The sequence below is a fragment of the Sphingomonas sp. P4_G3 genome (genome assembly GCF_056401105.1).
In genome coordinates this window covers 568,934-595,114 of record NZ_JBFUJZ010000003.1, presented here as the reverse complement: position 1 = coordinate 595,114, position 26,181 = coordinate 568,934, and the positions used below count along the sequence as shown (strand labels likewise).

The 26,181-nt window shown below is 67.0% G+C and carries 22 protein-coding genes; 9 read left to right on the top strand and 13 right to left on the bottom strand.

Annotated features, from left to right (window positions below; genetic code table 11):
* Nucleotides 1–135: 135 nt before the first annotated feature.
* The 6 genes from AC1DQQ_RS10995 to AC1DQQ_RS10970 all read right to left on the bottom strand — a co-directional run bounded on the left by AC1DQQ_RS10995 (nucleotide 136) and on the right by AC1DQQ_RS10970 (nucleotide 6,245).
* Complete coding sequence (locus AC1DQQ_RS10995; RefSeq protein WP_478045177.1) at nucleotides 136–390, bottom strand: hypothetical protein; 255 nt, start codon at nucleotides 388–390, stop codon at nucleotides 136–138.
* Nucleotides 391–785: 395 nt separating this feature from the next.
* Nucleotides 786–2,363, bottom strand: a complete 1,578-nt coding sequence (purH, locus tag AC1DQQ_RS10990) for a bifunctional phosphoribosylaminoimidazolecarboxamide formyltransferase/IMP cyclohydrolase (RefSeq protein WP_478045176.1) — start codon at nucleotides 2,361–2,363, stop codon at nucleotides 786–788.
* 49 nt (nucleotides 2,364–2,412) lie between these two features.
* A complete protein-coding gene (locus AC1DQQ_RS10985; RefSeq protein WP_478045175.1) occupies nucleotides 2,413–4,137 on the bottom strand; it encodes a heparinase II/III family protein in 1,725 nt (574 codons plus the stop codon).
* On the bottom strand, nucleotides 4,134–4,796 hold the full coding sequence (gene rpe, locus AC1DQQ_RS10980; protein ID WP_478031259.1) for a ribulose-phosphate 3-epimerase: 663 nt from the start codon (nucleotides 4,794–4,796) through the stop codon (nucleotides 4,134–4,136). Before rpe ends, AC1DQQ_RS10985 begins: the two co-directional genes overlap by 4 nt.
* A gap of 8 nt (nucleotides 4,797–4,804) precedes the next feature.
* A complete protein-coding gene (locus AC1DQQ_RS10975) occupies nucleotides 4,805–6,058 on the bottom strand; it encodes an RsmB/NOP family class I SAM-dependent RNA methyltransferase (RefSeq protein WP_478041446.1) in 1,254 nt (417 codons plus the stop codon).
* On the bottom strand, nucleotides 6,051–6,245 hold the full coding sequence (locus AC1DQQ_RS10970) for a hypothetical protein (protein WP_478041447.1): 195 nt from the start codon (nucleotides 6,243–6,245) through the stop codon (nucleotides 6,051–6,053). The genes AC1DQQ_RS10975 and AC1DQQ_RS10970 overlap by 8 nt, the downstream gene beginning before the upstream one ends.
* Nucleotides 6,246–6,333: 88 nt before the next feature.
* Between AC1DQQ_RS10970 and AC1DQQ_RS10965 the strand changes: the two genes are divergently transcribed.
* Complete coding sequence (locus AC1DQQ_RS10965; RefSeq protein ID WP_478041448.1) at nucleotides 6,334–6,492, top strand: DUF1674 domain-containing protein; 159 nt, start codon at nucleotides 6,334–6,336, stop codon at nucleotides 6,490–6,492.
* A 30-nt stretch (nucleotides 6,493–6,522) separates the two neighbouring features.
* Here AC1DQQ_RS10965 and nudC read toward each other — a convergent pair whose 3' ends face one another.
* From nudC to AC1DQQ_RS10950, 3 genes are read right to left on the bottom strand one after another with little or no spacing between them, the layout of a single operon-like run.
* Nucleotides 6,523–7,395 (bottom strand): NAD(+) diphosphatase, encoded by an 873-nt coding sequence (gene nudC, locus AC1DQQ_RS10960; protein ID WP_478045174.1) that lies wholly within the window; start codon nucleotides 7,393–7,395, stop codon nucleotides 6,523–6,525.
* On the bottom strand, nucleotides 7,392–8,729 hold the full coding sequence (locus tag AC1DQQ_RS10955) for a serine hydrolase domain-containing protein (protein ID WP_478045173.1): 1,338 nt from the start codon (nucleotides 8,727–8,729) through the stop codon (nucleotides 7,392–7,394). Before AC1DQQ_RS10955 ends, nudC begins: the two co-directional genes overlap by 4 nt.
* Nucleotides 8,729–9,721 (bottom strand): A/G-specific adenine glycosylase, encoded by a 993-nt coding sequence (locus tag AC1DQQ_RS10950; protein WP_478041552.1) that lies wholly within the window; start codon nucleotides 9,719–9,721, stop codon nucleotides 8,729–8,731. Before AC1DQQ_RS10950 ends, AC1DQQ_RS10955 begins: the two co-directional genes overlap by 1 nt.
* Nucleotides 9,722–9,801: 80 nt before the next feature.
* Between AC1DQQ_RS10950 and AC1DQQ_RS10945 the strand changes: the two genes are divergently transcribed.
* From AC1DQQ_RS10945 to smc, 4 genes are read left to right on the top strand one after another with little or no spacing between them, the layout of a single operon-like run.
* Entirely contained in the window at nucleotides 9,802–10,398 is a 597-nt protein-coding gene (locus AC1DQQ_RS10945) for a DUF721 domain-containing protein (RefSeq protein WP_478041451.1), read from the top strand.
* Nucleotides 10,395–11,123 carry a thioredoxin domain-containing protein gene (locus AC1DQQ_RS10940; protein WP_478041452.1) on the top strand — a complete coding sequence of 243 codons (729 nt, stop codon included), beginning with the start codon at nucleotides 10,395–10,397 and terminating at the stop codon, nucleotides 11,121–11,123. Before AC1DQQ_RS10945 ends, AC1DQQ_RS10940 begins: the two co-directional genes overlap by 4 nt.
* A gap of 21 nt (nucleotides 11,124–11,144) precedes the next feature.
* Complete coding sequence (locus AC1DQQ_RS10935; protein WP_478031245.1) at nucleotides 11,145–11,888, top strand: DsbA family protein; 744 nt, start codon at nucleotides 11,145–11,147, stop codon at nucleotides 11,886–11,888.
* A gap of 31 nt (nucleotides 11,889–11,919) precedes the next feature.
* On the top strand, nucleotides 11,920–15,318 hold the full coding sequence (gene smc, locus AC1DQQ_RS10930) for a chromosome segregation protein SMC (protein ID WP_478045172.1): 3,399 nt from the start codon (nucleotides 11,920–11,922) through the stop codon (nucleotides 15,316–15,318).
* Between the two features lie 100 nt (nucleotides 15,319–15,418).
* Here smc and AC1DQQ_RS10925 read toward each other — a convergent pair whose 3' ends face one another.
* The gene (locus AC1DQQ_RS10925) at nucleotides 15,419–16,834 is read right to left on the bottom strand and encodes a peptide MFS transporter (protein ID WP_478045171.1); all 1,416 of its coding nucleotides are present in this window, start codon (nucleotides 16,832–16,834) and stop codon (nucleotides 15,419–15,421) included.
* Between the two features lie 361 nt (nucleotides 16,835–17,195).
* On the opposite strand from AC1DQQ_RS10925, the gene AC1DQQ_RS10920 reads away from it, so the two are divergent.
* The 3 genes from AC1DQQ_RS10920 to AC1DQQ_RS10910 all read left to right on the top strand — a co-directional run bounded on the left by AC1DQQ_RS10920 (nucleotide 17,196) and on the right by AC1DQQ_RS10910 (nucleotide 21,062).
* A complete protein-coding gene (locus AC1DQQ_RS10920) occupies nucleotides 17,196–18,569 on the top strand; it encodes a peptide MFS transporter (RefSeq protein ID WP_478045170.1) in 1,374 nt (457 codons plus the stop codon).
* Nucleotides 18,570–18,619: 50 nt separating this feature from the next.
* Entirely contained in the window at nucleotides 18,620–19,585 is a 966-nt protein-coding gene (locus AC1DQQ_RS10915) for an aspartyl protease family protein (protein ID WP_478041456.1), read from the top strand.
* Nucleotides 19,586–19,655: 70 nt separating this feature from the next.
* On the top strand, nucleotides 19,656–21,062 hold the full coding sequence (locus AC1DQQ_RS10910; protein ID WP_478045169.1) for a M20/M25/M40 family metallo-hydrolase: 1,407 nt from the start codon (nucleotides 19,656–19,658) through the stop codon (nucleotides 21,060–21,062).
* 77 nt (nucleotides 21,063–21,139) lie between these two features.
* On the opposite strand, the gene AC1DQQ_RS10905 is transcribed toward AC1DQQ_RS10910, so the two are convergent.
* Entirely contained in the window at nucleotides 21,140–22,498 is a 1,359-nt protein-coding gene (locus AC1DQQ_RS10905; RefSeq protein WP_478031235.1) for a glycoside hydrolase family 27 protein, read from the bottom strand.
* A 118-nt stretch (nucleotides 22,499–22,616) separates the two neighbouring features.
* Nucleotides 22,617–24,515, bottom strand: coding sequence for a potassium transporter Kup (locus tag AC1DQQ_RS10900; RefSeq protein WP_478031234.1), 1,899 nt, complete (start codon nucleotides 24,513–24,515; stop codon nucleotides 22,617–22,619).
* A gap of 154 nt (nucleotides 24,516–24,669) precedes the next feature.
* Here AC1DQQ_RS10900 and pdeM point away from each other — a divergent pair, with 154 nt between their 5' ends.
* A complete protein-coding gene (gene pdeM, locus AC1DQQ_RS10895) occupies nucleotides 24,670–25,332 on the top strand; it encodes a ligase-associated DNA damage response endonuclease PdeM (RefSeq protein ID WP_478045168.1) in 663 nt (220 codons plus the stop codon).
* 148 nt (nucleotides 25,333–25,480) lie between these two features.
* Here the strand turns inward: pdeM and msrA are convergent, their stop codons facing one another.
* Nucleotides 25,481–26,140, bottom strand: a complete 660-nt coding sequence (gene msrA, locus AC1DQQ_RS10890; protein WP_478045167.1) for a peptide-methionine (S)-S-oxide reductase MsrA — start codon at nucleotides 26,138–26,140, stop codon at nucleotides 25,481–25,483.
* Nucleotides 26,141–26,181 lie beyond the last annotated feature (41 nt).

Genomic DNA, 26,181 nt, shown 5'->3' with positions numbered 1-26,181 from the left:
CGGCGGGCTCCAGTGTCCACGAGCGCGTTACACTCGCGGTAATTTAGGATTTGAGCCGACGATACACCATCGACAGGACCGTAATCCTGAAACGGACGTATCCCGACCTTGATCCGGATTCGTCCGTCCTCAAGCTTACCGGTTAGTATAGCCATGCGAATAGAAGCCGAGGTCAATAACCTCATCGGTAACGCGCTGGATCGAATACAGCTCGTCATCGAACCGGCTCATTCCTGCGCGCTCTGCATCTGCCGCCGAAGGGAAAACGCCCTCCAATTGCTGATTCCGAAGAAGGGCATATTGCCCGGCTTTGGTATGCAGCAGGTTGGCCAACATGCCTTGAAACGCCGCGAAATTGCGGTCGATTTCTACTTCTATTGCGTGTGCCACGTCCGCCCTCCGTTAGCGGACGCTACGCTAACACCGTTTTCCGAGTCGTGTCACGCGTTTTCTATATTGACTCAAATCGCGAATCGAGTCCGTGCGCGAATCGATTCGCGCGCTGTTTGGATCAAGATCCAACCCAGAATTCCATCTATCTCGTGGTGCATTTCCTACATAATGCCGGAGTGATTTGATTCACGCGGCGGCGCAGAGGGGCGAAGAAGACAAGGTTGATTTCGCGCAGAGGGCGCAGAGGCGTTTTGGCCCTCAGGGGCACCGATTGGCTTAATTGCGAACCGATAAAGAGCCTCGCGTAGCGAGGCTCACTTTAATCTCTGCGTTCTCTGCGCCTCTGCGCGAAAAACTCTTCGCGCCTCCGCGCCTCCGCGTGAACAAAAAGATCAGTGCCGGAAGTGGCGCATGCCCGTGAACACCATCGCCAGTCCGGCCTCGTCGGCGGCAGCGATGACTTCATCGTCTCGGATGGAGCCGCCCGGCTGGATCACCGCGGTGGCGCCCGCCTCGACCGCCGCCAGCAAGCCATCGGCGAACGGGAAGAAGGCGTCCGATGCGACCGCCGATCCGATCGTGCGCGGCGTTGCCCAGCCGGCCTTGTCGGCGGCGTCCTTGGCTTTCCAGGCGGCGATGCGCGCCGACTCCAGCCGGTTCATCTGCCCCGCGCCGACACCGGCGGTGGCGCCGTCCTTGGCGTAGACGATCGCGTTCGACTTGACGTGCTTGGCGACGGTCCAGGCGAACAGGCAGTCGGCGAGTTCCTGCGGGCTCGGCTGGCGCTTGGTCACGGTCTTCAAATCGGCAGCAGTGACGCGGCCATTGTCGCGGCTCTGGATCAGCCAGCCGCCGGTGATCGACTTGGCGTCGAGCCCGGCGCGCGCCGGATCGGGCAGTTCGCCGGTCAGCAGCAGCCGCAGATTCTTCTTCGCCGCGAATAGCGCCAGCGCTTCTTCGTCGGCATCGGGCGCGACCACCACTTCGGTGAAGATCCCGGTGATCTGGCGCGCGGTTGCCGCGTCGAGCGGCCGGTTGACCGCGATGATCCCGCCGAACGCCGACACCGTGTCGCAGGCGAACGCCTCGGCATAAGCAGTCTCGAGGCTCGCCGCGGTCGCGACGCCGCAGGGATTGGCGTGCTTGACGATCACGCAGGTCGGCTCGGCGTCGCGGAATTCGGCGACCAACTGCAGCGCGGCGTCGGCGTCGTTGAGATTGTTGTAGCTCAGTTCCTTGCCCTGCACCTGACGCGCCTGGCCGATGCCGCGCGCCGACGGCCCGGCATGGCGATAAAAGGCGGCCTGCTGGTGCGGGTTCTCGCCATAGCGCAACACGGTCGGCTGGTTGAGGACGAGCGGCAGCGTCTCGGGGAACATCTGGCCCTGGTCGGCGAATCCAAACCAGCTCGCGATCATCGAATCATAGGTCGCGGTGGCGGCGAACGCCTTGGCGGCGAGCTTCTTGCGCTCCTCCAGGGTCGTTTCGCCTTTTTCCAGCAAGGCATAATCGGCGGGGTCGGTGACGATCGCGACGAAGGCGTGGTTCTTCGCTGCCGACCGCACCATCGACGGGCCGCCGATATCGATATTCTCGATGATCTCGTCGCGCTTCGCGCCTTTGGCGACGGTCTGCGCGAACGGATAGAGGTTGACCACCACCAGATCGATCGCGCCGATAGCATGCTCGTCCATCGCCTTGGCATGCTCGGGATCGTCGCGCACCGCGAGCAAACCCCCATGGACCATCGGGTGAAGCGTCTTGACTCGCCCGTCCATCATCTCGGGAAAACCGGTCAGGTCGGATACGTCGCGAACGTCCAGCCCGGCGTCGCGCAGCGCCTTGGCGGTGCCGCCGGTCGAGACGAGTTCGACGCCCTTGGCCGCGAGTCCCGTCGCCAGGTCGACGATTCCGGTCTTGTCCGAAACGGACAGCAGCGCCCGCCGGATGGGGACGATGTCGGTGGCCATGGCGAATTCCTGTACTGGGCTGGGAAGAAGTCGCCGCCCCCATTGCCGATCAGGTCGCGCGCTTCAAGGCCCAGCTGATATTCTCGCCGCCCGCCGCCGCTTCGCCGCTGACCACCAATTGCTGGGTGGAAACCGGTCGCCCGTCGGGGTCGATCCACAGACTCTCCTCGATCGTCAGCGACCCGCCGCGGCAGCGGAATTGCCACAATCTTCCCGACGGCAAGCGCAATAATGCCGCCATGCCGTCAGCGGTCGGTGCCGCTTCGACCCCTGCCCCCAGATGGAAGCGGATCGCGAACGGGATGGTGCCGACCTTGCGCTTGCGTCCGGCCGGCAACAGCATGTCGTCGCCGCGCAGCTCGCGGCCGTCGCCCGCCAGCAGCAATTGGCGGCGATGGAGGAAGCCGAACCGCCGGGCATAACCGTCATGGCTCGCTTCCAGCCGGCTGGCGCCGTTACTTTCCTGCCGTGCCAGTTCGACCTCGGCGACGCCCTTGCCCAAGGTGCCGTCGGCATGGATCGCGGTCGAATTGCTGTCGCCGACCACCAGGGTCGAATGCGCCGCGGTGGTGCGCAACCCTTCGGACAGCGTCGCCGGAATCTGTGCGATCGCCGCGCGCGCGCCGCCGCAATTGACGATCAGCCGCTCGGCGCCATCGGACATCTCCAGCGCCAGGGTTGAGGCGCAGCCGCCTTCGGCCAGCCGCGACACCGGCGGCGGGGCGGCATCGACGATCACCACCGCCTCGGCTTGCGCCAGCCGCTGATAGCCCCAGTCGCGCGCCTGGCGCAGCGGCCGCGCGCGCACCCCCGTCGCCGCGACGATCTCGTCGATCCGCTCGCCGCGGATCGGGCCGCCGCCTTGCCAGCTCGAGAGACCATGATCGCCGTGACACACGCCCTGTAGCGCGGGAACCATCCGGCCGAGCGCGGCGGACAAGGTCGCCGGCGGCGCCAGCCGCCGTGCGGTATAGGCCTCGCGCAACGCGGTCAGCAGCATGATGATGTCGACCTGCGCCAGCGGCGCGCGCGCGATCACGCCGCCATCCTCGTACACCGCGCTCTCGATCGCCTTTTCCAGCCCGTCCTCGCCGATCTGGCGGCGCGGATCGCCGCCCGGGATCAGCAGTCCCGCGCAGATCACACCGCACCAGGCCGCGATCCGCGCGACCCCGGCGGGCGCCTTGTCGGCACTGCGGTCGAGGTGGCGGGCGCCGCGCGCCAGCGTGTTGAGCACCTTGCTGCGATAGACCAGATCGGACGACGACAGGATCAGCGGCGCATGCGCGGTCCAGTGGAGGATGCGCCGGCCCCACAATTCGGGCGTCCAGGCGGGTTCGCTGACCTTGTCGGCATGGACTTCCAGCCACAGCCGCATGATCGTCTCGGCGATCGGCACGCCGACCGGCCGTGTCGCCACGGTCGACAGGTCGCGTAGCCAGGCGAAGCTGTGGAGGTATTGCGCCAGCGGCTTCGACCAATCGGGCTTGGCGAAATCGAGATCGGCGATCGCGGTGCTGTCGCCCCGCACCGCGAGGCGTCCGTCGAGCAGCGCATTGCCTCGGCGCGGATCGCCGACGAACGGATCCTCGGGCACCGCGACCAATTTGAGCGGATGGCGGCCGCGTAACCGAAGGGCGTGGAGCGGGGTGCGCCAGGCAAGCTTGCGGAAGCGTTCGGCGACCCGGTCGGCGAGCGACAGGCCGGCGCTGCTCCCGATGCGGATCAGCCGCTTGCCTTCGTCGATGCCGTCTGGCGCGCGCTCGTCGGTCACCCGCCCCTCAATGCCGCGATATTGGCGGCATAGGCGCTTGGCCCGCCGCGGAAAGTGGCCGTGCCCGCGACCAACGCATCGGCACCCGCCGCGATCACCTGAGGCGCGGTCTCGCGATCGATCCCGCCATCGACTTCCAGGTCGACGTCGAGCCCCTGCTTGTCGATCATCTTGCGCACGGCTTCGATCTTGCGCAGCGCCGAATGGATGAAGCTCTGCCCGCCAAAGCCGGGATTGACGCTCATCACCAGCACCAGATCGACTTCCTCGATCAGATAATCGAGCGCCTTGGCCGGGGTTTGCGGCGTCAGAACGACCCCCGCACGCTTACCCAGGCTGCGGATATGGCGAAGGCTGCGGTGGGTATGCGGCCCCGCTTCGACATGGATCGAGATGGTGTCGGCGCCGGCTTCAGCGAACTGGTCGAGATAGGGATCGACCGGCGCGATCATCAGATGGACGTCGAGCGGCTTGGCGGTGTGCGGGCGGATCGCCTTCACCACTTGCGGGCCGATCGTGATGTTGGGGACGAAATGTCCGTCCATTACATCGACATGGATCCAGTCGGCGCCGGCGGCATCGATCGCGCGGACTTCCTCGCCCAGTTTGGCGAAATCGGCGCTCAGGATCGACGGGGCAATGCGGACGGGATGGGACATGCCCTGCTCTAACCAGCCCTCGCGAATCGGGCAATGAAGAAGCCGTCACAACCGCCCTGTTCTTCCAACGCGCCTGGCAGAATGCGTACCCAGCCGCGCGGATTGGGCGCGATTCCAGCGGGAAGCTCGCCAGCGCGGACCGGATCGATAGTGAAATCGGGATTGGCGGCGAGGAAGGTCTCGGCCTGCTCCTCGCCTTCCTCGCGCTCGAGCGAGCAAGTCGCATAGACCAGCGTGCCGCCCTTTTTCACCCAACCTGCCGCCTGGACCAGCAACTGGCGCTGCAAATGCGCCGCTTCCTCGATGATCGCCGGGTGGACGCGGTGGAGCACGTCGGGATGGCGGCGGAAAATGCCGGTCGCGCTGCACGGCGCATCGAGCAGCACGGCGTCGACCGGCGCCGGCGGCGACCAGAAAGCGACGTCGGCGGCGATTATCTCCGCCGTCAGATGCGTGCGCGCCAGATTATCGCGAAGTCGTGCCAGACGACTTTCCGACGCGTCGATCGCGGTGACGCCCCAGCCTGCGGCGGCGAGCTGCATCGTCTTGCCGCCCGGCGCGGCGCAGGCGTCGATCGCGCTCCCCTTCCCCGGGCCGAGCAGGCGCGCGGGGATCGCGGCAGACAGATCCTGCACCCACCAATCGCCGTCCGAGAAGCCGGGCAAATCGGGGATCGCGGTGCCGCGCGGCAAGCGGCGCTGGCCGGGCATCAACTCGAGTCCCTCAGGCCCCTCCTCTCCGCCCAGGGTCAGGTCGACGGGTGGCGGCTCGGCGATAGCGCGTCGCGCGGCCTGCACCATGTCGTCGCCCCAGGCCGCTTGCCAGCGCGCGGTGACGGCGTCGGGTAGAGTCGGGGGCTCGGGCAAGGTCGCCTTGCGCCGGTCGAGCGTGCCGAACACGCCATGGACCAATTTGCGCGGCCCGCCATCGACCAGCGGCAGCACGGTCGAGATCGCCGCATGCCCCGGCGTTCCGAGCCGTAGCGACTGGGCGAGTGCGATGCGCAGCGCGAAGCGCGCCTTGGCGTCATGCGGCAATGGCCGCTGCGTCGCCGAATCGATCAGCGCGTCTAGATCCAGCAGGTGCCGCAGCACTTCGGCCGCGATCGCGCGGGCAAGCGCGCGGTCGTTCTCCGCCTTCAGGCTGGAGAGCACGCGCGGTGCTGCCTGGTCGATCGTCTCGCCGCGGCGAAGCACAGCATCGAGCAGGCGAAGCGCGGCCTGGCGGGCGGGGACGCCGGGGGGAAGCGAATGGTCAACCAAATTGCCAATATCCGATAGCGATCACCGCGAAGATGATGAGGAGCCAAGCGAGCAGGCCAACGACGACTGCTCCCGTGTCGTCGACCTTTGCGGACGGATTGATCACCTTGAGAATGAGCGCGCCGGTCCCCCAGACGACCCCGTCCAGGATGATTCCGCCGAAAATCTCTGCGATAAAACCGCCCAAGGACCCTCCGATGCGATCGCCTATTGCACCGATCGCCGATCGAACCAATGTGGATCGTCGATCATCACGTTCAATCGTGGACCCAGCCATGCCCCGCCCGCCGCACGTCAAGCCGCCCGTTTACCTCACGCCGAGCCCGCCGGTGCCCGAACCGGAAAAGGTCGAGCCGTCCAAGGACGATCCGCTGGGCGAGGATCCGACGCGGTACGGTGACTGGACGCTGAAGGGCATCGCGGTCGATTTCTAGGATCGCCTCCGCTCAAGCGGCGACGGCGAACTACCCCTCCTCCACCCACGCCGTCAGCAAGGTATGCGCGATCGCGTAATGCGGGGGCGACAGGAACGGCGCGGACGGGTCGCCGGCCAGCGACTTGCGCACATCCTCGCGGCTGACCCACATCGCGTCCTGCAATTCGTGCGGATCGATCGTGATGACGTCATCCTCGGCCTCGCCGATGCACGCCATCATCAGCGACGAGGGGAATGGCCAGGGCTGGCTGGCGATATAGCGCACGTTGCGGACGCGCACGCCGGCTTCCTCGAAAATCTCGCGCGCGACCGCTTCCTCGATCGATTCGCCCGGCTCCATGAACCCGGCCAGCGCCGAATAGCGCCCTGCCGGCCATTGCGGCCCGCGGCCGACCAAAGCGCGGCCCGAATGTTCGGCGATCATGATTACCACCGGATCGGTGCGCGGGAAATGCTCGGCGCCGCAATTGGGGCACAACCGCCCCCAGCCGGCGCGGAACATCGCGGTCTGCGTCCCGCAATTGGGGCAGAATTGATGCCGGCTATGCCAGTCGAGCACGCTGCGCGCCGCGGCATAGGTTTCCGCTTCCTCCGGCCGCATCAGGTCGAGTGCGCGGAACAGGCTCGGCGAGCGACCGGCCGGCGCGCGCATGCCCGGCACGTAAGCGGCGAAATGCGGCTTGCCGTCGATCAGTCCGAGCAGCACCAGTTCGGCATCGTCGGGCGCGTCGGCCAGGCTGGTCCAGCCGAGCGTGCCGTCCTCGGCCACGTCGGGCTCGAAATTGTCGAGCTTGAGCAGCCTGGCGCGCCAGTCGCCCATCGCCGCCGCCAGTTTCTCGGCATCGTGACGCAGCGGGTCGGCCCGATCTAGTGGGCTACCGGTAAAACCTGGGCGAATCACTTGGTCTTGAAACGCTGCATGTCGCTGATCAGCGCCTTCACCGTCTCGTCGCGGATCGGCCATTTGTCGGCGGGGAAGTAATTGACCATGATCGTGCCGCGGATCTTCTTGGCCGGATTGACCCAGGCCGCGGTGCCGGCAGCGCCGCCCCAGCCATAGGTGCCCGCGCCCATCGAATTCGCCTTGTCCTCCAGCACCACCGATCCGCCCGCGCCGAAGCCCATCTTGGGGCCGGAGGTGCCGCCGGTGGCGCCCGCCACGCCGCCGAACTCGACTCCCGCAGGGAGCAGGTTGGACATGGCGAGCTTCGCCGTCTCGGGCTTCATGATGCGGACGCCGTCGAGCTCGCCATAATTTTGCAGCATGTGCAGGAACGTGTCGTAATCACGCGCCGACATCACCAGTCCGGCACCGCCATAAGGGAAGCTGGGCGGGGACAGATAGGCCGAGGTCGCGGCCGGATCGAGCGCGAAGAGTTTGTCGCCGGGCAGGAAGGCGTAATTGGTCGACAGCCGCCCGACTTCGCTCGCCGGGACCGACCAATAGCTCGACTTCATCTTGAGCGGGTCGAAGATGCGTTGCTGGACGAACGCGTCGAACCGCATCCCGCTCGCTTTCTCGATCACCGCGCCCATCAAATCGAGCCCGATCGAATAGCTCCATTTGGTGCCGGGATCGGCAATTAGCGGGACGGTCGCGACCCGGTCGGCGAATTCCTGGAGCGATGCGGGGCGCGTCTTGCGCGCATCGACCTCCATCGCCGCATTGACCTGACCAGGGGTGAGACCCTTGTCCATATAGAGCTGGAGCAACGGCCCCTTGGTGACGATATTGTAGCCCAGGCCGGCAGTGTGCGTCAGCAGGTTGCGGATCGTGATCGGGCGCACCGCCGGACGGCTGTCGATCGTGTTCTCGTTGAGCTGGACGCGCATCGTCTTGAACGCGGGCAGGAAGTCGCTGACCGGTTCGTCGAGCTTCATCTTGCCGTCTTCGATCAGGATCATCGCCGCCATCGCGGTGATCGGCTTGGTCATCGAATAGACCCGCCACAAACTGTCGGGGCCGGCCGGCGCGGCATTGGCGTCGGTCGCGATCTTGCCCGCCGAGACGAACATGGTCGGGACGTTGCCCGCGCCGAACGCGCCGACGATGCCGGGCATCTTGTTGGTGGCGACGTAGGAATCATAGAGCGCCTGGGTGGCGGGCAGCGGGCTGGCGGTCGCGGGTGCCGCAGCCGGTGCGGGCAGCGGTACGCTGGCGGTCTGGGCGATGCCGGCGCCGGTCAGCAACGCGATCGTCGCGGTGGCGGTGAGGAAAGGAGTCAGGCGGATCATCAAGGCTCTCCCGTCGCGCTCGCCGCCTTGGCGAAGACGGTCGGCAGACCCGCCTCCCCCAGCGACTCGATCGGCCACCATATGGCGCCGTCCGGCGCTGCATGCCGATCGATCGGCGCGGTCGCAAGCACGAGTTGCAATCTGAAATGGGTAAAGACGTGCTCGACCGTCGCGGGGAGCAGGCGCCAATCAGCAGGCGCGGGCGCATCGGCCAGGCCAGGCGGCTCGGCGCTCCACGGTCCGGTCGGCAGCGCGCGCATGCCGCCGAGCAATCCCTTTGGCGGCCGGCGCACCAGCAGCACGTCGCCGCCATTGCGCGCCCAGAAGATCGTGCCGTGCCGCGTCGGCTTGGCGGCCTTGGCCGGCTTGACCGGATAAAGCTCCTGATCGCCCGCCGCATGGGCCGCGCATCCGTCGCGCAGCGGGCACAACAGGCATTTGGGCACGCGCGGCGTGCAGATCGTGGCGCCCAGATCCATCATCGCCTGGGCGAAATCGCCGGTGCGGACGGCCGGCGTCAGCGTTGCTGCGGCGGGGCGGATCGTCGCCTTGTCTTCCAGTCGGAACAGCCGCGCGACGACGCGCTCGACATTGGCGTCGACCACGGTTGCGGGCTCGTCGAACGCGATCGCGGCGATCGCGGCGGCGGTATAGTCGCCGATCCCGGGCAGCGCGCGCAGCTCGGCCTCGGTGCGCGGGAAAACGCCCTCATGTTCGGCGACGACTGCGCGTGCGCAGGCGACCAGGTTGCGCGCCCGGGCGTAATAGCCGAGCCCCGCCCACGCCGCCATGACGTCAGCTTCGTCGGCGCTGGCCAGGCTGGCGAAATCGGGCCAGCGCGCGACCCAGGCGGCGAAGCGCGGCCCGACCGTCGCGACGGTGGTCTGTTGCAGCATCACTTCGGACAGCCAGACGCGATAGGGATCCGCACGCCCGCCCGGCCCGGCGCGCCATGGCAGGGTGCGGCGATGGGTGTCGTACCAGCGCAACAGCGCCGGCGCGACAAAACCGGACAGGGATGGTGCGGAAGGAAGCTTGGCGGCCACCCCGCGGCTATGGCATGGATGACCGAATGAGCAAGCGCGCCACCCCCAAAGGCCCGGCTAAACCCGCGCCGGCCAAAGGCTTCGCCAAGGATTCTGGGCGCCCGCGGGGTGGACCGGCGCGCGCGGTCGGCGACTTGCTGCCACAGGTCGGCGGCGCCGCTTTCCGGCGGTTCGGCTTCATCCAGTCCGGAATCGTCACGCGCTGGGCAGAAATCGTCGGACCCAAATATGCTGGCGTATCGTCGCCCGAATCGATCCGCTTCCCGCCCGGCAAGAAGGCCGATGGCGTGCTGACGGTTACGGTCAAGGGCGCGCACGCGTCGATGATGCAGCATATCGCGCCCGAGATCGTCGAGCGGGTCAATCGCTTCTTCGGTTACGCGGCGGTCGCGCGGCTGACGCTCAAACAGGGGCGCGTCGCCGAGCGCACGCCGCGGACCGCGCCCCCCAGCCTGCGCCCGGTCGCCATCCCGCCCGCCGAACTCGGCCCGGGGCTGCGCGCGATCGCCGATCCCGAATTGCAGGCGGTGCTGGCCGCGCTCGCCGCCGGCGTCGCGGGCAATCGCGGTATCCCCGTCATCGGGCCCGTCAAAGTTCCCGTTATAGGAAAGACCGAGAAATGATCCGTGCGTTGATGGTACTGGCGCTGATCGCCGGGCTCCCGCTGGCCGCCGGCGCCGCGACCAAGGCACCGGTGAAGAAGGCGGTGCCGGCCAAACGCGCCCCGGCCAAGGTCAATTGGATCAACGTCGTCGCCGCGACGCCCGAAGGCGGGATGCGGATGGGCAATCCGAACGCCAAAGTGAAGCTGATCGAATATGGCTCGCGCACTTGCCCGCATTGCGCGCTGTTCGACAAGGAAGGCTTGCCGGCGCTCAAGACCGGCCCGATCGCCGCAGGCAAGCTCAGCTACGAATTCCGCGACTTTCCGGTGCACGGCGCGCTCGATCTCGGGCCGATTCTGCTCGGCCGGTGCGTTTCGCCGGGACAATTCTTCCCCTTGCTCGACGCGATGTTCGCCGGCCAGCAGGCGCTGCTCGCCAAGGCCGAGGCGACCGAAACAAAGCTCAAGACGATGACCAACCCGAGCCCCAACCAGATCGCGACCACCGTCGCGAATGATCTCGGCTATGTCGCGTTGGCCACACGGCGCGGCATGGCGCCCGCGCGCGCCAAGGCATGCCTGGCCGATCGCGTCGCGCTCAACCGCGTCGTCGCCATGACCGACACCGCCGAGAAACAATATGGCGTCAGCGGCACGCCGACCTTTATCATCAATGGCACCAAGGCGGACAACGTCTATGATTGGGCCAATCTGCAACCGCTGCTCGCCGCCGCCGGCGCCTGAATTTTCCCAAGGGAGTAGTACATGAAGATCTTGCCCCTTTTCGCCGCTCTGCCGCTGCTGGCGCTCGCCGCTTGCGGCGGGTCGGGCAGCGACGCCAACAGCGCGACTCCTGCCGCGCCGGTCGCCGCCAAGCCCGCTCCCGCCGGTACCGCCTGGGTCGACACGGTCGTGAAGACGCCCGAAGGCGGCATGCGGATGGGCAATCCCGATGCGCCGCTCAAGATCGTCGAATATGGATCGCGCGCCTGCCCCTATTGCGGCAAGTTCGATCAGGAAGGGTTCCCGGCGCTCAAGGAGAAGTACATTTCCGCGGGCAAGGTCAGCTACGAATTCCGCGAATATCCGGTCCATGGTCCGCTCGACCTCGGCCCGATCCTGCTCGGCCAATGTTCGGGCGACACCGCGACCTTCTTCCCGATCCTCGATCAGATGTTCGCCAACCAGCAGACCTTGCTGACCAACGAGCAGGCGGTGTCGGCCAAGGTCCAGGCGGCGCAAGGCGCGACCCCGAACCAGGTCGCGACCATGTATGCCGAGGGGCTCGGCTATCTCGATTTCATGAAGCAGCGCGGCCTGCCCGAGGACAAGGCGCGCGCCTGCCTCAACGACAAGGCGGCGGTCGACAAGCTGGTCGAGCGCACCAAGTTCGCCAACGACAAGTTCCAGATCAGCGGCACGCCGACCTTCATCATCAATGGCGAGAAGCTCAACGATGTCGGCGACTGGGCGACGCTCGAACCCGTGCTCAAGGCACGGGGCGCCTGACGGTTGACCGCGCCGGGGGGCCATTGAGCGAATGCAGATAAAACGGCTGAGACTGTCGGGGTTCAAAAGCTTCGTCGACGCGGCCGATCTCCGCATCGAACCGGGGCTGACCGGCGTGGTCGGCCCCAATGGCTGCGGCAAGTCCAACCTGCTCGAAGCGCTGCGCTGGACGATGGGCGAGAACAGCCCGAAGTCGATGCGCGGCGCCGGGATGGACGACGTCATCTTCGCCGGCACCGACAAGCGCACCGCGCGCGATTTCGCCGAAGTGTCGATCCTGGCCGAGATCGACGGCAGCGAGACCGAAGTGGTGCGGCGGATCGAGCGCGGCGCGGGATCGGCCTATCGCATAGACGGGCGCGACGTCCGCGCCAAGGACGTCGCCTTGCTGTTCGCCGATGCCGCGACCGGCGCGCATTCGCCGGCGTTGGTCAGCCAGGGTCGGATCAGCGCGGTGATCTCGGCGCGGCCGACCGAACGCCGCGCAATGCTCGAGGAGGCCGCCGGGATCGCCGGTCTCCATGTCCGCCGCAAGGATGCCGAGCAGAAACTGCGCGCGACCGAAGCCAATCTGCTGCGGCTCGACGAGATCATGGCCGACCAGGAAGCGCGCGCCTCGGCACTGCGGCGTCAGGCGCGCCAGGCCGAGCGCTATCGGCTGCTCTCGGATCAGATCCGCGTCGCCGAAGGGCGGATGGTCTTCGCGCGCTGGCGCGACGCCGCGACGGCGGCCGATGCCGCCAAGGCTGAAGCCGCGCAATGCGAGGAGAAAGTGGCGGCCGCCGCCGAGGCGCAGCGCGCGGCGACCGCGCACCAGCATGCCGCAACCGAAGCGCTGGGCGACGCCCGCGCGGTGGCGACCGCGGCGCGTGAAGCGGCGAGCGAGGCGGCGCATGCGCTCGCCGGTCTGCGCGCCGAACACGGCGCGGCCGAGCGGCGGATCGTCGAGCTTGCTGGACAACGCAACCGGATCGGCGAGGACCGCGAGCGCGAAGGGGCGCTGGCGGTCGATGCCGCCGAGGCGCTGGCGCGGCTCGATGCCGAAGCCAAGATGCTGGCGAAACGCGCCGACGAGGCCGCCGCGCGGCTCCCCGCGCTCGACGCCAATTTGGCCGAGGCCGAACGCGCGGCGCGCGACGCCGATGTCGCGCTTGCCCAAGCGATGAGCCGGCAAGCGGCCGAACTCGCCGATGCGCGTGTTGCCGACGCGGCGGCGGCGGCGGCCAAGGCGCGGCACGACCGCGCGTTGCGCGATCAGACGAGCCTGGCCGCCGAACTGAAGGCGCTGGGCGATGCCGCGCCGCTGCGCGAGGAACGCGACCGCGCGATCAAGGCGCGCGCCGACGCGCTCGATTCGACCGAAACCGCGCGCGGCGCCCGTGCCCGTGCCGACGCCGACGAACGCGCAGCGCAGGAGGCGCGCGACGCCGCCGAACAGGCGCGGGCCGCGGCACGCGCCGAGCTCGCCGCGATCGAAAGCGAAGTGCTCGCGCTCGAAAAGACGACCCGCCCGTCGGGACGCGACCGCCTGCTCGACCATGTCCGCGCCGCGCCGGGGTACGAGCGCGCGCTGGCGGCCGCCCTCGGCGACGATCTCGAAACCGGGCTCGACGCCGCGGCCGATCGCTATTGGGCTGGCGCCGAGCCGCAGCCGGGCGATCCGGCGGCAGGCGCGCTGACGCGGCTCGCCGATCATGTCGAAGCGCCCGCGGCGCTGGCGAGGCGATTGGCGCAGATTCTGGTCGCCGAACGCGACGACGGCCATGTCCTCGCGGTCGGGCAGAGGCTGGTGACGCTCGGCGGTACCTTGCGGCGGTGGGACGGCTATGTCGCCAAGTCGGGTGGCGCCGCCGCCGCCGAACGGCTCGAGCGAATCAACCGCTTGGCGGCGCTCAATAAGGCACGCCCCAAAGCGCAGAGCGCGGTCGAGAAAGCCAATGGCCAGCTCGACGAAGCTGAACGCCGCATCGCTTCCGCGCGCGCCGATGCCCAGGCCGCACGCGCGTCGCTCGAGCGCGCCGAGAATGCCGCGCGCGAGGCGACGCGCACCGAGGATCGCGCCACAGCGCAGCTCGAACGGATCGAGGCGCAGCGTGCCGATCTCGACACGCGCGGGCGCCGCGTGGCGGCCGAAGTCGGTGAAGCCGAAACCGAACTGGCGCGGGCCGAGGCGGCGCGGGCAGCCCTGCCCGATGGCGCCGACACGCGCGCCGCGGTGACGCGGCTCCAGGCCGAGGCCGAGGCGCGCCGCGCCAATGCCTCCAACGCGCGCACCGATCGCGCCCAGCTCGATCGCGCGATCGCCGCCGACCGCGAACGGCTGGCGGCGGCCGAGGCCGAGCAGAAAGGCTGGAAAGCGCGCGCCGGCGAGGCGGCCAAGCGCATCGCCGACATGGACAAACGCGAGGCGCAACTGGCGGCCGAGGCCGAAGCGGCGGAAGCGCGCCCGGCCGAACTCGCCACGCAGATTGCCGCGCACGAAGCCGGCCATGCCGAGCTGCGCACTGCCGCCGACACCGCGGCGGTCACCGAGCGCGAGGCCGAAGCGCGCGTCCGCACGACCGAGGAAGCGGGCCGCATCGCCGCCGAAGCGCTGTCGCTGGCGCGCGAGGCCCGCGCTGGAGCCACGGCGCGCGCGGAAAACCAGGATCTGCGCCGGATCGAGATGGCGCGACTGTCGGGCGAGCGCTTCGCTTGCCCGCCGCCCTTGCTCGGCGAGCGCGTCGGGTTCGATCTCGACGAGGTCGGCGATCCGCAGGACGAATCGGTCAAACACGACAAATTGCTGATCGATCGCGAGCGGCTCGGGCCAGTCAATCTGGTCGCCGAAACCGAACTCGCCGAACTCGATTCGCAGCGCACCGACGCGGCGGTCGAGCGCGACGAACTCGGCCAGGCGGTGGCGCAACTGCGCGGCTCGATCGGCACGCTCAACCGCGAAGGGCGACAGCGCCTGCTCGCCGCGTTCGAGGCGGTCAACGGTCATTTCCAGCGGCTGTTCACGACCCTGTTCAACGGCGGCGCGGCGCGGCTCGAACTGATCGATTCGGACGATCCGCTCGAGGCCGGGCTCGAGATCATGGCGCAGCCGCCGGGCAAGAAATTGCAATCGCTCACCTTGCTGTCGGGCGGCGAACAGGCGCTGACCGCGGTCGCGCTGATCTTCGGCCTGTTCCTGACGAACCCCGCGCCGATCTGCGTGCTCGACGAGGTCGACGCCCCGCTCGACGACGCCAATATCGAACGCTTTTGCGACCTGCTCGACCGCATGACCCAGGAAACCGCGACGCGTTATCTGATCGTCACGCACAATGCGGTCACGATGAGCCGCATGCACCGCCTGTTCGGCGTGACGATGGTCGAACGCGGCGTCAGCCGATTGGTATCGGTCGACCTCGGCGGCGCGGAGAGTCTGCTGGCGGCGGAATAGCTCGCCGCCGAAGATTGCAGCGAAGCTGAAATCGAGGTCGAGGCGAGCCCGGCCGGCGGCGCTCAAGCGCCGTCCGACGCGGGCTTTGCCCGCGGCGGGCCTAACCTGCGACCTGCTCCGGCACCAACAACTTCCCGAACACCAGCTTGATCGCCACGAACACCGCCGCCGCGCCCAGGATCGCCGCGACATGGATTCCCCAGAAGCGCCCAGCCGGCATGATCTCCAGCCAGCCGCCGACCACGCCGACCAGGTAATTGGCCAGCGCCAGGAACAGATAATAGATGCCGACCACCGTCCCCGAGATCGCCCGCGGCGCGGCGCGCGAATAGAGCGCGAGGCTGACCGGGAAGACGTTGGCGAACCCCAGATTATTGAGCGTGTTGACGGCGAGCGCGACCCATAACGCCGGCTTGACCCCGGTAGCTTCGTGACGGCTGGCGACGATCATCACCAGGAGGAAGGCGGAGGACGAGATCAGGCAGCCGATGATCAATTTGGTCATCTCGTCGGGCTCGCGCCAATGCCGCGCATACCAACGCCAGAACGCCACCGCCCCGGCCAGCGTCACGAACCCGGTGAAGGCGTCGAACGAGACCAGGAACGAGGTCGGCATGCGATGACCGAACAGCATGAACTCATAACTGCGGTCGGCCCAGACCAGATAGGCGTTGAACATCTGCTGGTTGCCGATCGCGCTCACCGCCAGCACCGGGACCATGAACAGCAGCAGCACGAGCACGACGATATCGCGCCGCGTCATCGCCGGGCGTGGCGCGGCCGATGCGCGCGCTGCTCGCCGCTCGATCAGCGGATCGGGCGGCAGATGGCGACGACCCGCCAGATAGATGACCAGCCCGATCACCATGCCGACGCCGGCCGCGCCGAATCCCCAATGCCAGCCGACTTCCTCACCCAGCGCGCCGCACACCAACGGCGCGAAGAACGCGCCAAAGCTGATGCCGATATAATAGATCTGGAAGGCGTCGGTCGCACGACCATCGCCTGGTGCGTAGAGCGCGCCGACCTGGCTCGCCAGATTGCCTTTGAGGCAGCCGACGCCGAGCACGAGCAACAGCAAGGCGAGCAGGAATGACACGTCGAACGCCATCAGGAAATGGCCCGCCGCCATCAGCAAGGCGCCGATCGTCACGGTCAGTGTCTTGCCCAGCCAGCGATCGGCGAGCAGCCCGCCCAGGATCGGGGTGATATAGACCAGCATCGTGTAGGTGCCGAAAATGTGCGAGGCGAGCGCCTGGGTATTGGGCGGCGCGCCGTAGATCCCCGCCAGCACGCTGCTGAACCAGCCGAACCCGACGATATGCTCGACATGCGGCGCCAGCAGCAGCGCCTTGACCATGTACAGCACCAGCAAGGTCTGCATGCCGTAATAGGAAAAGCGCTCGAACGCCTCGGTGAAGGCGATGACCGGCAGGCCGAGCGGATGTCCCAGGAACTCGCGGCGATGCGGCGCATCGACGGGTCGGGGCCCGGCATCCGGTTCTTCGATCGTCACGCACCCGCTCCCACTCGAAAGAGTGAGGCTAGGGCGATGGTGCGATAGGGGCAATGGGCAGCGTCTGGGGATCTTCGCCCCGACGGTCTGATATAGTTCACGCGAAGGCGCGAAGCGCTTTTTCGCGCAGAGGCGCGGAGAACGCAGAGGTGTTTTCCTTCCGGACGGCGCGCGCGATAACCGAGAGCGTGGCCTTTGCGAGACTCTTTGTTCTCCGCGCCCTTTGCGCCTCCGCGCGAACCTTCTTAGCGCCTTCGCGCCTTTGCGCGAAAACATATAGCTCCTGACGGACCATCGGGCGCCCGCGCGAAATCTCAGACGACCGCTTGCCCCAAGCCGAGCTCTACGGCACCACCGCGCTATGGCTGAGCCCTCCAAGAACGACACCGTTTTTTTCGGCCACCCGCGCGGGGTCGCCTATCTTGCCTTCACCGAATGCTGGGAGCGGTTCAGCTATTACGGCATGACCTCGCTGCTGACGCTCTACATGGTCCAGCAATTGTTCCTGCCGGGCCATGCCGAGCACGTGCTGGGGCTGGCCGTGTTGCGCCAGGTGTTCGGATGGCACGGCGCGCTCAGCAACGTCGCCTTCGCGTCGCTGATCTATGGCTGGTACGGCGGCCTGGTCTATTTCACCCCGATCCTCGGCGGGCTGATCGCCGATCGCTGGCTGGGGGCTAAGACCACGGTGGTGATCGGCGCGCTGCTGATGTGCGCCGGGCATCTGGCGATGGCGTTCGACGCCTCGTTCCTGATCGCCTTGCTGTTGCTGATCCTCGGCTCGGGTTGCCTGAAAGGCAATATCTCGGCGCAGGTCGGCGAGCTCTATCCGGCCGAAGCGGAATCGCGGCGGACGCAGGGCTACACGATCTTTTCGGCGGGCATCAACGTGGGCGCCATCCTGGGACCCTTGGCTTGCGGGACGCTCGCCGCCGTCTACGGCTGGCACGCCGGCTTCGGCGCGGCGGCCGGGCTGATGCTGCTGGCGCTTGTCATCTACCTCGCCGGCCAGCGCCATCTGGCCGGCCGCAGCCCGCGCGCCGACCGCGTCGAGCTGCCGCCGATGACCGCGGCCGAGCGCAAGCGGATGTGGCTGCTGATCCTGGTCGCCGCGATGACCCTGTTCCCCAATGTCGCTTATCCGATGATCTGGAGCATCGGCGTGCTGTGGGTCGACCAGCATGTCAGCCTGTCGACGCCATGGGGTGGTGTCCCGCCGTCGTGGTTCAACTCGATCGATCCCTTCGCCTCGGTCGTCGCGGTGCCGCCTTTGGTCGCGTTGTGGGCGTGGCAGGCGAAGCGCGGGCGCGAGCCGTCGGACGTCGTCAAGATCGCGATCGGATCGTTGCTCACCGGCCTCTCCGCTTTCGTCCTCGTCGCCGGAGCGCTGCTGGCCGGTCCCGACGGCAAGACCGGTGTGTGGTGGGCGTTGATCGGTTTCTTCGGGATGGGGGTCGCGTTCCTCTATTATTGGCCGGTGTTGCTGGCGCTGATCAGCCAGGCGGCGCCCAAGCAAGTGACCGGGACGTTGATGGGCGGTGTGTTCCTGTCGTTCTTTCTCGGCAGCGTGATCATGGGCTGGGTTGGCAGCTTCTACGACACGATGAGCCCGGCCGCTTTCTGGACGCTCGACGGGGCGATCGGAATGGTCGGCGGCGTGCTGATGCTGGCGATCGCGCGGCCGGTCGCGCGGGCGCTGGCACCCGTGCCGGAGGGGGATTCGGCGCCGGGCTGAGGCCAACGAATTCGCTTGGTACAAGACCGGAACAGGCGTAGCATTCGGTCATGCGCGGGTTTATCCCCTTGCTGATATTGGCCCTTGTCGCGACGGGTGCCCCGTCGTCGGCCGATAGCGGCGTTCCCCAGGATCCGCCGGTGGTTCCGGCGACCGGCGCGACCACCGCGGCGACCGCATCCGAGCTGCTCGGCTTCGCCGATGCCGATCAGCGCATGACCGTTCCCGTGTCGATCGGGCCGAGCGGTCCCTATTCCTTCATCATCGATACCGGGTCGGAACGGACGGTGGTGTCGCGCGAACTGGCCGACGTCCTCAAGCTCGCCACCGGACGCCGCGTCCGCGTGACGACGATGGCGGGGCAGACCGAGCTCGGCACCTACAAGCTCTCCGATCTCCGCGTGAACATGATCGCGCCCGACTTGATCGAGGCGCCGGCGGTCGAGGCGACCAATCTCGGCGCGCCGGGCATGCTGGGTATCGACGCGCTCAAGGGCCACGCCGTGTCGATCGATTTCGACAAGAATGTGATGGAGGTTCGCGCTTCCAAGAAGCGCGGCCTGATGGGCAGCCCTGACGACATCGTCATCAAGGCCAAGAATCTCTACGGGCAGCTGATCGTCACCGACGCGCGCTATCGCGGCAGACGCATCTCGGTGGTGATCGACACCGGGTCGCCGGTGACGGTAGGCAACCTCGCCTTGCTCAAGCGCGTGAAGACCGAAAAGTCGCTCGGCACGGTCTCGCTGCAAGCGGTGACCGGCCAATATCTCCTGGCAGATTACCGCGTGATCGACTCGCTCGACATTGCGGGAGTCGGTTTCCACGGATTGCCGATCGCGTTCGCCGATGCGGTGCCGTTCAAGCGGTTCGGGTTGAGCGATACGCCGGCCTTGATGCTCGGCATGGATTCGCTGCGGCTGTTCCGCCGCGTCCAGATCGATTTCGCCAATCGCGAAATCCGTCTGACCTTGCCGCGCAACGTGATGGCGAGTTCGGCCCGCATGCGTCCCTGAGCCCGGGCGGTTGCCAGCCGCCTGATTTCGCGCTCTAGTCTCCTGGTCATCGCAACAATCGGGGGTCGGCATGCGCGCTTTGGGATGGATCATTGCGGCGGGCCTCGTCGCGCAACCGGTGGTCGGAGCGGCAGCCGACCTCCGTCCCGACCAGCAAGCGTTTTTCGGCCTCTACAAGGAACTGGTCGAGACCAACACGGTGGTCGACATCGGCAGCTGCACCCAGGCGACCGCGCAGATCGCCGCGCGGATGAAGGCGGCGGGCTATAGCGACAGCGAGCTGACGCCCTTCTCGGTCCCCGATCACCCCAAGGATGGCGGGCTGGTCGCGACCCTGAAGGGCAGCGATCCCAAGGCCAAGCCGATGCTGCTGCTCGCGCATATCGACGTCGTCGCCGCCAAGCGCGAGGATTGGGTGCGCGATCCGTTCAAGCTGATCGAGGAGAACGGCTTTTATTACGGCCGCGGCACCGTCGACGACAAGGCGATGGCGGCGATCTGGGCCGATGCGATGATCCGCTTCAAGCAGAGCGGGTACAAGCCCAAACGCACGATCAAGATGGCGCTGACGTGCGGCGAAGAGACCACTTACGCGTTCAACGGCGCGCAATGGCTGGCCGCGAACAAGCCCGATTTGATCGCCGCCGAATTTGCGCTCAACGAAGGCGGCGGCGGGCGCTACAATGCCAAGGGCGAGCGCGAGTTGCTGGCGATTCAGGTCGGCGAGAAAGCGGCGCAGAACTTCACCTTCACCACCACCAATCCCGGCGGGCACAGTTCGCAGCCGGTGCCCGACAACGCGATCTACGAGCTTGCCGACGCGCTCGAGAAAGTGCGCGGCTACGAATTCCCGGTGAAGTTCACCGACACGACCCGCGCCTTCTTCACCGCGGTCGCCGGCGCGCCGCAGACACCGGCGCCGATGGCCGCCGCCGTCAAGCGGCTGCTCGCCAATCCCAGTGATACCGAGGCCGACAAGATCGTCTCGCTCGACAAGGCGATGCATTCGACCCTGAGGACGACCTGCGTCGCGACCTTGCTCAACGCCGGCCATGCCGAGAACGCGCTGCCGCAAAAGGCCACCGCCAACGTCAATTGCCGCATCTTCCCGGGCGAAAGCGTCGACGGAACGCTCGCCAAATTGAAAGAATTGGCCGGGTCCAAGGTGACCGTCACCGCCAACCAGCCAGTCCGCCCGATCGGCATCCCGCCGACGCTCGATCCCAAGATCGTCGGACCGATGAAGACGCTGGCCGACAAATATTTCCCCGGCGTGCCGATGCTGCCCAGCATGTCGACCGGCGCCACCGACGGCATCTTCTTCGAAGCGATCGGCATCCCGACCTATGGCGCGCCGGGCGTGTTCATCGAATCCGACTTCAGCGGCATCCATGGATTGAACGAACGCATCCGCGTCGAGTCGCTCTATGTCGGCCGCGATTACCTCTACGACCTGGTGAAGGCGTATGCGGGGTAACTCAGTCCTTCTTCACCGGTGAACGGATCAAAGTGGGTGCCTACCCGGAGGGGCCATTGGCCTCACCAGTAGCTAAGTCACCGCTGGTTATCGCCGCTCAAACGCAGCAACGCCGCGCCATGCGAAGGCACATTCCGTACGATCCGGCCCGTCGCCGTCCCGGCATCGGCGCGCGCCCAGCAATCGCGCACGCGCACCGTGCCACGCAGGCCGAGCTGGCTGAGGGCGATCGATATTTCGCGCGGCTTCGCAGCGGTGTTGAACAGCGCGAGATAGGTGTCGCCGTCGGGATGGCGCGCCGACCATATACGCGTGTCGTCGGCCAGGAAGTGCGGACGGTTGTCGCTCGACTGCTGGTTGACGGCGATCACTTCGGGATTGGTCAGCAGATCGAGCGTCGCCTGGTCGAGATGGCGCAGGTCGCCGCCCATGATCAGCGGCGAGCGTGCGATCGACCACAAGGTCATCAGGGTGCGTTGCTCGTCGGGCGTGAACTTGGTGTCGCGCTGCCCGAGCGCGAGGCGGCCGAGCGGCAGCATGTCGGCGTCGGGCCAGCAGCCGGGCGAGCGATGCGGGTTCCAATTCTCCAGCCGCGTGAACTGCGCCTCCAGCAGCGGCCATTCGTCCCAGAAATCGTCCGAGATACGCCACATCTGCGCATGTTTGCGGACATGATCGGCGCGGATCACCGGGGTTTCGCCAGGCGAGAGGCTGAGGATGATCGGCCGCCCGGTCGCAAGGATGGCGCGATGCGCGGCCTCGATCTCGGGCGCGTGGGCGTCATAGGGGCGGCTCATATCGTCCATCTTGACGAAATCGACGCCCCAGGACGCATAGAGCCGGAAGACGCTGTCGTAATAAGCCTGCGCGCCCGGCCGGGTCATATCGACTCCGTACATATCGGGATTCCACGGGCAAATGCTGGCGGTATCGGCGATATCGCGCGCGTTGTAGCGTGTGCCGAGCACCGGCAAATTGCGCTCGACCGCCAGCCGCGGGATGCCGCGCATCAAGTGGATGCCGAACTTGAGCCCGAGCCGGTGGACGTGCGTCGCGATCGGCGCGAAGCCGCGTCCGTTCGCACTCGACGGAAATCGATTGGGGGCAGGAAGCAGCCGACCATTGCCGTCCATCGTCGGCATTGGCTTGGCGGCATAAGTGTAGCTCGATGCGCCGGGTTCGTACCATTGAATGTCGATGGTGAAGATGTCGTAGCCGGCCGGCTTCAGTCTGGCCGCCATGATTGTCGCGGTCTCGAGCGCCTGGGCTTCGTTGATCGTGGTGGCGAAGCTGTTCCAGCTATTCCACCCCATTGGCGGCGTGGACGCGAGCGGGGGGCTCCGGCGGGCGCGGCCGGCTCGTGCGATGGCCGGTGCCGCGGCGGCCGCGCCGGTCCCCAGCAGCAGCGCGCGGCGGTCGATCGTCGGGCCGTTCATATTTGTACTCCCCTTTTTGCTGGTGCACTTCCAGCGCGCCGGCTCGAGCGCTTGGCTGCTGACGTCCCGCGAGTCAATTTGAGTTCGCTCGTCGGGTCGTCGACCGCTTCAGGAACGCCTAAACCGTCACCTGCTCGCCCAGCTCGAGCACCTTGCCCGGCGGGATATGGAGGAAGTCGGTCGGGTCGCTGGCATTGCGCTGCAGGAACATGAAGATGCGGTCCTGCCATAACGGCATGCCGACCTCGGCATCGGGCTTGAGCGTGTTGCGGCCGATGAAATAGCTCGCCTTCATCGGGTGCAGGTCGATCAGCCCCGCCTCGGTCGCGTCGGCCAGCGCGCGCGGCACGTCGGGCGTCTCCATGAAGCCGTAGCGCAGGATGACGACGCTGAAATTGTCGTCGATCCGTTTGACCTCGCACCTTTCCTCGGGCGGCACTTGCGGCCGGTCGGTAGTGCGCACCGATGCGACCAGATTGACCTCGTGCAGCACCTTGTTGTGCTTGAGGTTGTGGAGCAACGCCCCGGGCGCGCTGTCGGGATTGCCGGTCAGGAAGATCGCGGTGCCTTCGACGCGCTCGGGCGCGCGGCGCGCGAGCGCAGCAGCAAGGTCGGCGAGCGGGACGCTCTGGCGTTGCTCGAAGGTCTTCACGATCGCCTTGCCGCGCACCCAGGTGAAGATGACCAATCCGATCAACGCGGCGATCACCAGCGGCACCCAGCCGCCTTCGATCACGCGCAGGATATTGGCGCCGAAAAAGATCAGGTCGAGCGTCAGGAACGGCAGGATCAGCGCCAGCGCCCAATGGCGCGGCCAATGCCAGCTGTGCCGCACCACGACATAAGCGAGCAGGGTAGTGATCACCATCGTCCCGGTGACCGCGATGCCGTAGGCCGCGGCCATCGCCGACGAGGTGCGGAACTGGATCACCAGCACCAGCACGCCGACCAGCAGGAGCCAGTTGATCGACGGCAGATAGATCTGCCCGGCATAATCGGCCGAGGTGTTGCGCACCCTGAGCCGTGGCAGGAAGCCGAGCTGGACGGCCTGTTGCGTCAGCGAATAGGCGCCGGTGATCACTGCCTGGCTGGCGATGATCGTCGCCAAGGTCGCCAGGATGACGAGCAATGGGCGAACCTGCTCGGGCGCCATCAGGAAGAACCAATCGGCATTCTCGAACTTGCCGCCGGCCGCCTGCACTGCTTCGAGCTTGTTGAGCGTATAGGCGCCCTGTCCGAGATAATTGAGGCACAAGGCCGGAAAGGCGAGCAGGAACCAGCCGAGCCGGATCGGCTTCGCCCCGAAATGCCCCATGTCGGCGGTCAGCGCCTCGGCCCCGGTCACCGTCAGGAACACCGCGCCCAGCACGAACAGCCCGAGCACGCCATGTGTCGCCAGGAAACCGGCGGCATAATAAGGGTTGAATGCCCACAGGATGCCGGGCTCGTCGGCGATATGGTACAGGCCCAGCCCGCCAATCACCAGGAACCACAGGACGCAGACCGGGCCGAACAATCCCGATACGCGCGCGGTGCCGTGCGACTGGATCAGGAACAGCCCGATCAGGATCACGATGGTGACCGCCATGATGGTGTGCTCGCCGATCGCATCAGCACCGCCGGGAATCGTGCGCAGGCCTTCGACCGCCGACAGCACCGATAGCGATGGGGTGATGATCGCGTCGCCATAGAACAGCGATGCGCCTGCCGCGCCGAGGACCAACGCGATGCGCGAGCGCCAGCCGAGCGCGCGCCGCGCGAGCGCCGCCAGCGCGAGCACGCCGCCCTCGCCCTGATTGTCGGCGCGCATCAGGAAGGTGACATATTTGATCGAGACGACCAGGATCAGCGACCATAAGGCCAGGCTGAGCACGCCGAGGATCTCGTCGGCGGTCAGCCCGTCGGCTGCGGCCTGGCCCAGTGCTTCGCGAAAGGCGTAGAGCGGGCTGGTCCCGATATCGCCGAATACCACGCCGATCGCGCCGATGGTCAGCGCGGCAAGCGCCTTTTTCGACATCGTTTTTTGGGGTGAAATGGCTGCTGACATGGAGTCGGATGGGCCTGCCGGGAAGGACGGCGCGCTTTACGCCTGTTGGCGCGCCGATCAAGTGGCATTTGTTGCACTGCCGCAAGCCATTGATCGCGCCTTGCTATTACGGCATGGATGGGAAATGGTTCCCTTTTCGTTCGCCGGCCATCAGTTTGCCGCGCTGCCTGACGGCGCGCTGTTCTGGCCTGCGCGGCGTGCGCTGATCGTCGCCGACCTGCATTTCGAGAAGGCGAGCTGGTTCGCTAGCTTCGGCCAGATGCTGCCGCCCTATGACAGCGCAGCGACCTTGGCGGCGCTGGAGAACGCGGTCGCGGCGACCGCTCCGGCCGAGATCTGGTGCCTTGGCGACAGCTTCCACGATTCGCGCGGCTGCGAGCGCTTGCCCGTCGCCGAACAGGACCGGTTGCGCGCGCTGACTGCCGCGCATCGCTTCGTCTGGGTGATCGGCAATCACGATCATGCGATGGCCGATCCGTGCGGTGGCGAGATCGTCGACGAGGCCGAGATCGACGGGCTGGTGCTGCGGCACGAAGCCGATCCGCGCGACCCGCGGCCGGAATTGTCCGGCCATTTCCACCCCAAATTGCGCGTCCGCGTGCGCGGGCGATTGGTGTCGCGGCGGTGCTTCGTCGCGACCGGCACCAAGCTGGTGCTGCCCGCGTTCGGTTCGCTCACCGGTGGGCTCGACGTGCACCATCCGGAAATCGTCCGCGCGGTCGGCCGGTGCGGCGAAGCGCTGGTGCCGGTGGCGGACCGGCTGCTGCGTTTTCCGTTGGCGGCATGAGATCTAAGCCCTCTCCCGTCTACGGGAGAGGGTTTGGGTGAGGGTCTTCTTTCTTCTTCCGGGCAATGAGGTCTAAAAAGAAGGAAGAAGACCCTCACCCTCCCGCTTCGCGGGTCCCTCCCTCTCCCGCAGGCGGGAGAGGGAAGCGTTACTTTGCCAGCGCCGGAAACGCCGCCTTGAACGCCGCGACCTTCGGCTTGTCCCACGCCACGATGTACGGGTGGTTGGGATTCTTGTCGAAGAAATGCTGGTGATAGGTTTCGGCCGGATAGAAGCCGCCGGTCTCGATCTTGGTCACGATTGGCCGCGGATAGGCTTTCGCCTGGCCGAGCTGGGCGATGTACGCCGCTGCCACTGCGCGTTGCGCCGCATTTTGCGGAAAGATCGCCGAGCGATAGCTGGGGCCGCGATCGGGACCCTGGCGATTAAGCGTGGTCGGGTCGTGCGCGATCGAGAAATAGATGCGCAGCAACGTGCCATAGCTCACCACGCGCGGATCGTAGGCGACGCGGATCGCCTCGGCATGGCCGGTTCCCTCGGTCGACACCTGGTCATAGCTCGCGGTCGCGGCGGTGCCGCCGGCATAGCCCGCAGTGACGTTCGTCACGCCTTTGACGCGCTCGAACACCGCTTCCATGCCCCAGAAACACCCACCGGCCAACACCGCGACATTGGGCTTCACCGTCGGCTGGACATCATGCGCCGGCGCCGGGATCGGCACCGCGCGTTCGGCATGGGCGAGGGGGCTGGTGAAGATCGCCGCGACCAGCGCACCAGCGGCGGCAAGCGGCAAGACATATTTGATCATATGCGGGGCTCCGTTGTTCCGATCATATAGATACGGAACAC

Bases quoted from the DNA above. Each gene is read 5' to 3' on its own strand.
- rpe (WP_478031259.1), bottom strand. From the start codon at position 4,796: ATGTCCCATCCCGTCCGCATTGCCCCGTCGATCCTGAGCGCCGATTTC.
- AC1DQQ_RS10940 (WP_478041452.1), top strand. From the start codon at position 10,395: ATGATCCGTGCGTTGATGGTACTGGCGCTGATCGCCGGGCTCCCGCTG.
- AC1DQQ_RS10965 (WP_478041448.1), top strand. From the start codon at position 6,334: ATGCCCCGCCCGCCGCACGTCAAGCCGCCCGTTTACCTCACGCCGAGC.
- purH (WP_478045176.1), bottom strand. From the start codon at position 2,363: ATGGCCACCGACATCGTCCCCATCCGGCGGGCGCTGCTGTCCGTTTCG.
- AC1DQQ_RS10945 (WP_478041451.1), top strand. From the start codon at position 9,802: ATGAGCAAGCGCGCCACCCCCAAAGGCCCGGCTAAACCCGCGCCGGCC.
- AC1DQQ_RS10910 (WP_478045169.1), top strand. From the start codon at position 19,656: ATGCGCGCTTTGGGATGGATCATTGCGGCGGGCCTCGTCGCGCAACCG.
- AC1DQQ_RS10935 (WP_478031245.1), top strand. From the start codon at position 11,145: ATGAAGATCTTGCCCCTTTTCGCCGCTCTGCCGCTGCTGGCGCTCGCC.
- AC1DQQ_RS10915 (WP_478041456.1), top strand. From the start codon at position 18,620: ATGCGCGGGTTTATCCCCTTGCTGATATTGGCCCTTGTCGCGACGGGT.
- smc (WP_478045172.1), top strand. From the start codon at position 11,920: ATGCAGATAAAACGGCTGAGACTGTCGGGGTTCAAAAGCTTCGTCGAC.
- AC1DQQ_RS10920 (WP_478045170.1), top strand. From the start codon at position 17,196: ATGGCTGAGCCCTCCAAGAACGACACCGTTTTTTTCGGCCACCCGCGC.
- AC1DQQ_RS10900 (WP_478031234.1), bottom strand. From the start codon at position 24,515: ATGTCGAAAAAGGCGCTTGCCGCGCTGACCATCGGCGCGATCGGCGTG.
- AC1DQQ_RS10955 (WP_478045173.1), bottom strand. From the start codon at position 8,729: ATGATCCGCCTGACTCCTTTCCTCACCGCCACCGCGACGATCGCGTTG.
- AC1DQQ_RS10905 (WP_478031235.1), bottom strand. From the start codon at position 22,498: ATGAACGGCCCGACGATCGACCGCCGCGCGCTGCTGCTGGGGACCGGC.
- pdeM (WP_478045168.1), top strand. From the start codon at position 24,670: ATGGTTCCCTTTTCGTTCGCCGGCCATCAGTTTGCCGCGCTGCCTGAC.
- msrA (WP_478045167.1), bottom strand. From the start codon at position 26,140: ATGATCAAATATGTCTTGCCGCTTGCCGCCGCTGGTGCGCTGGTCGCG.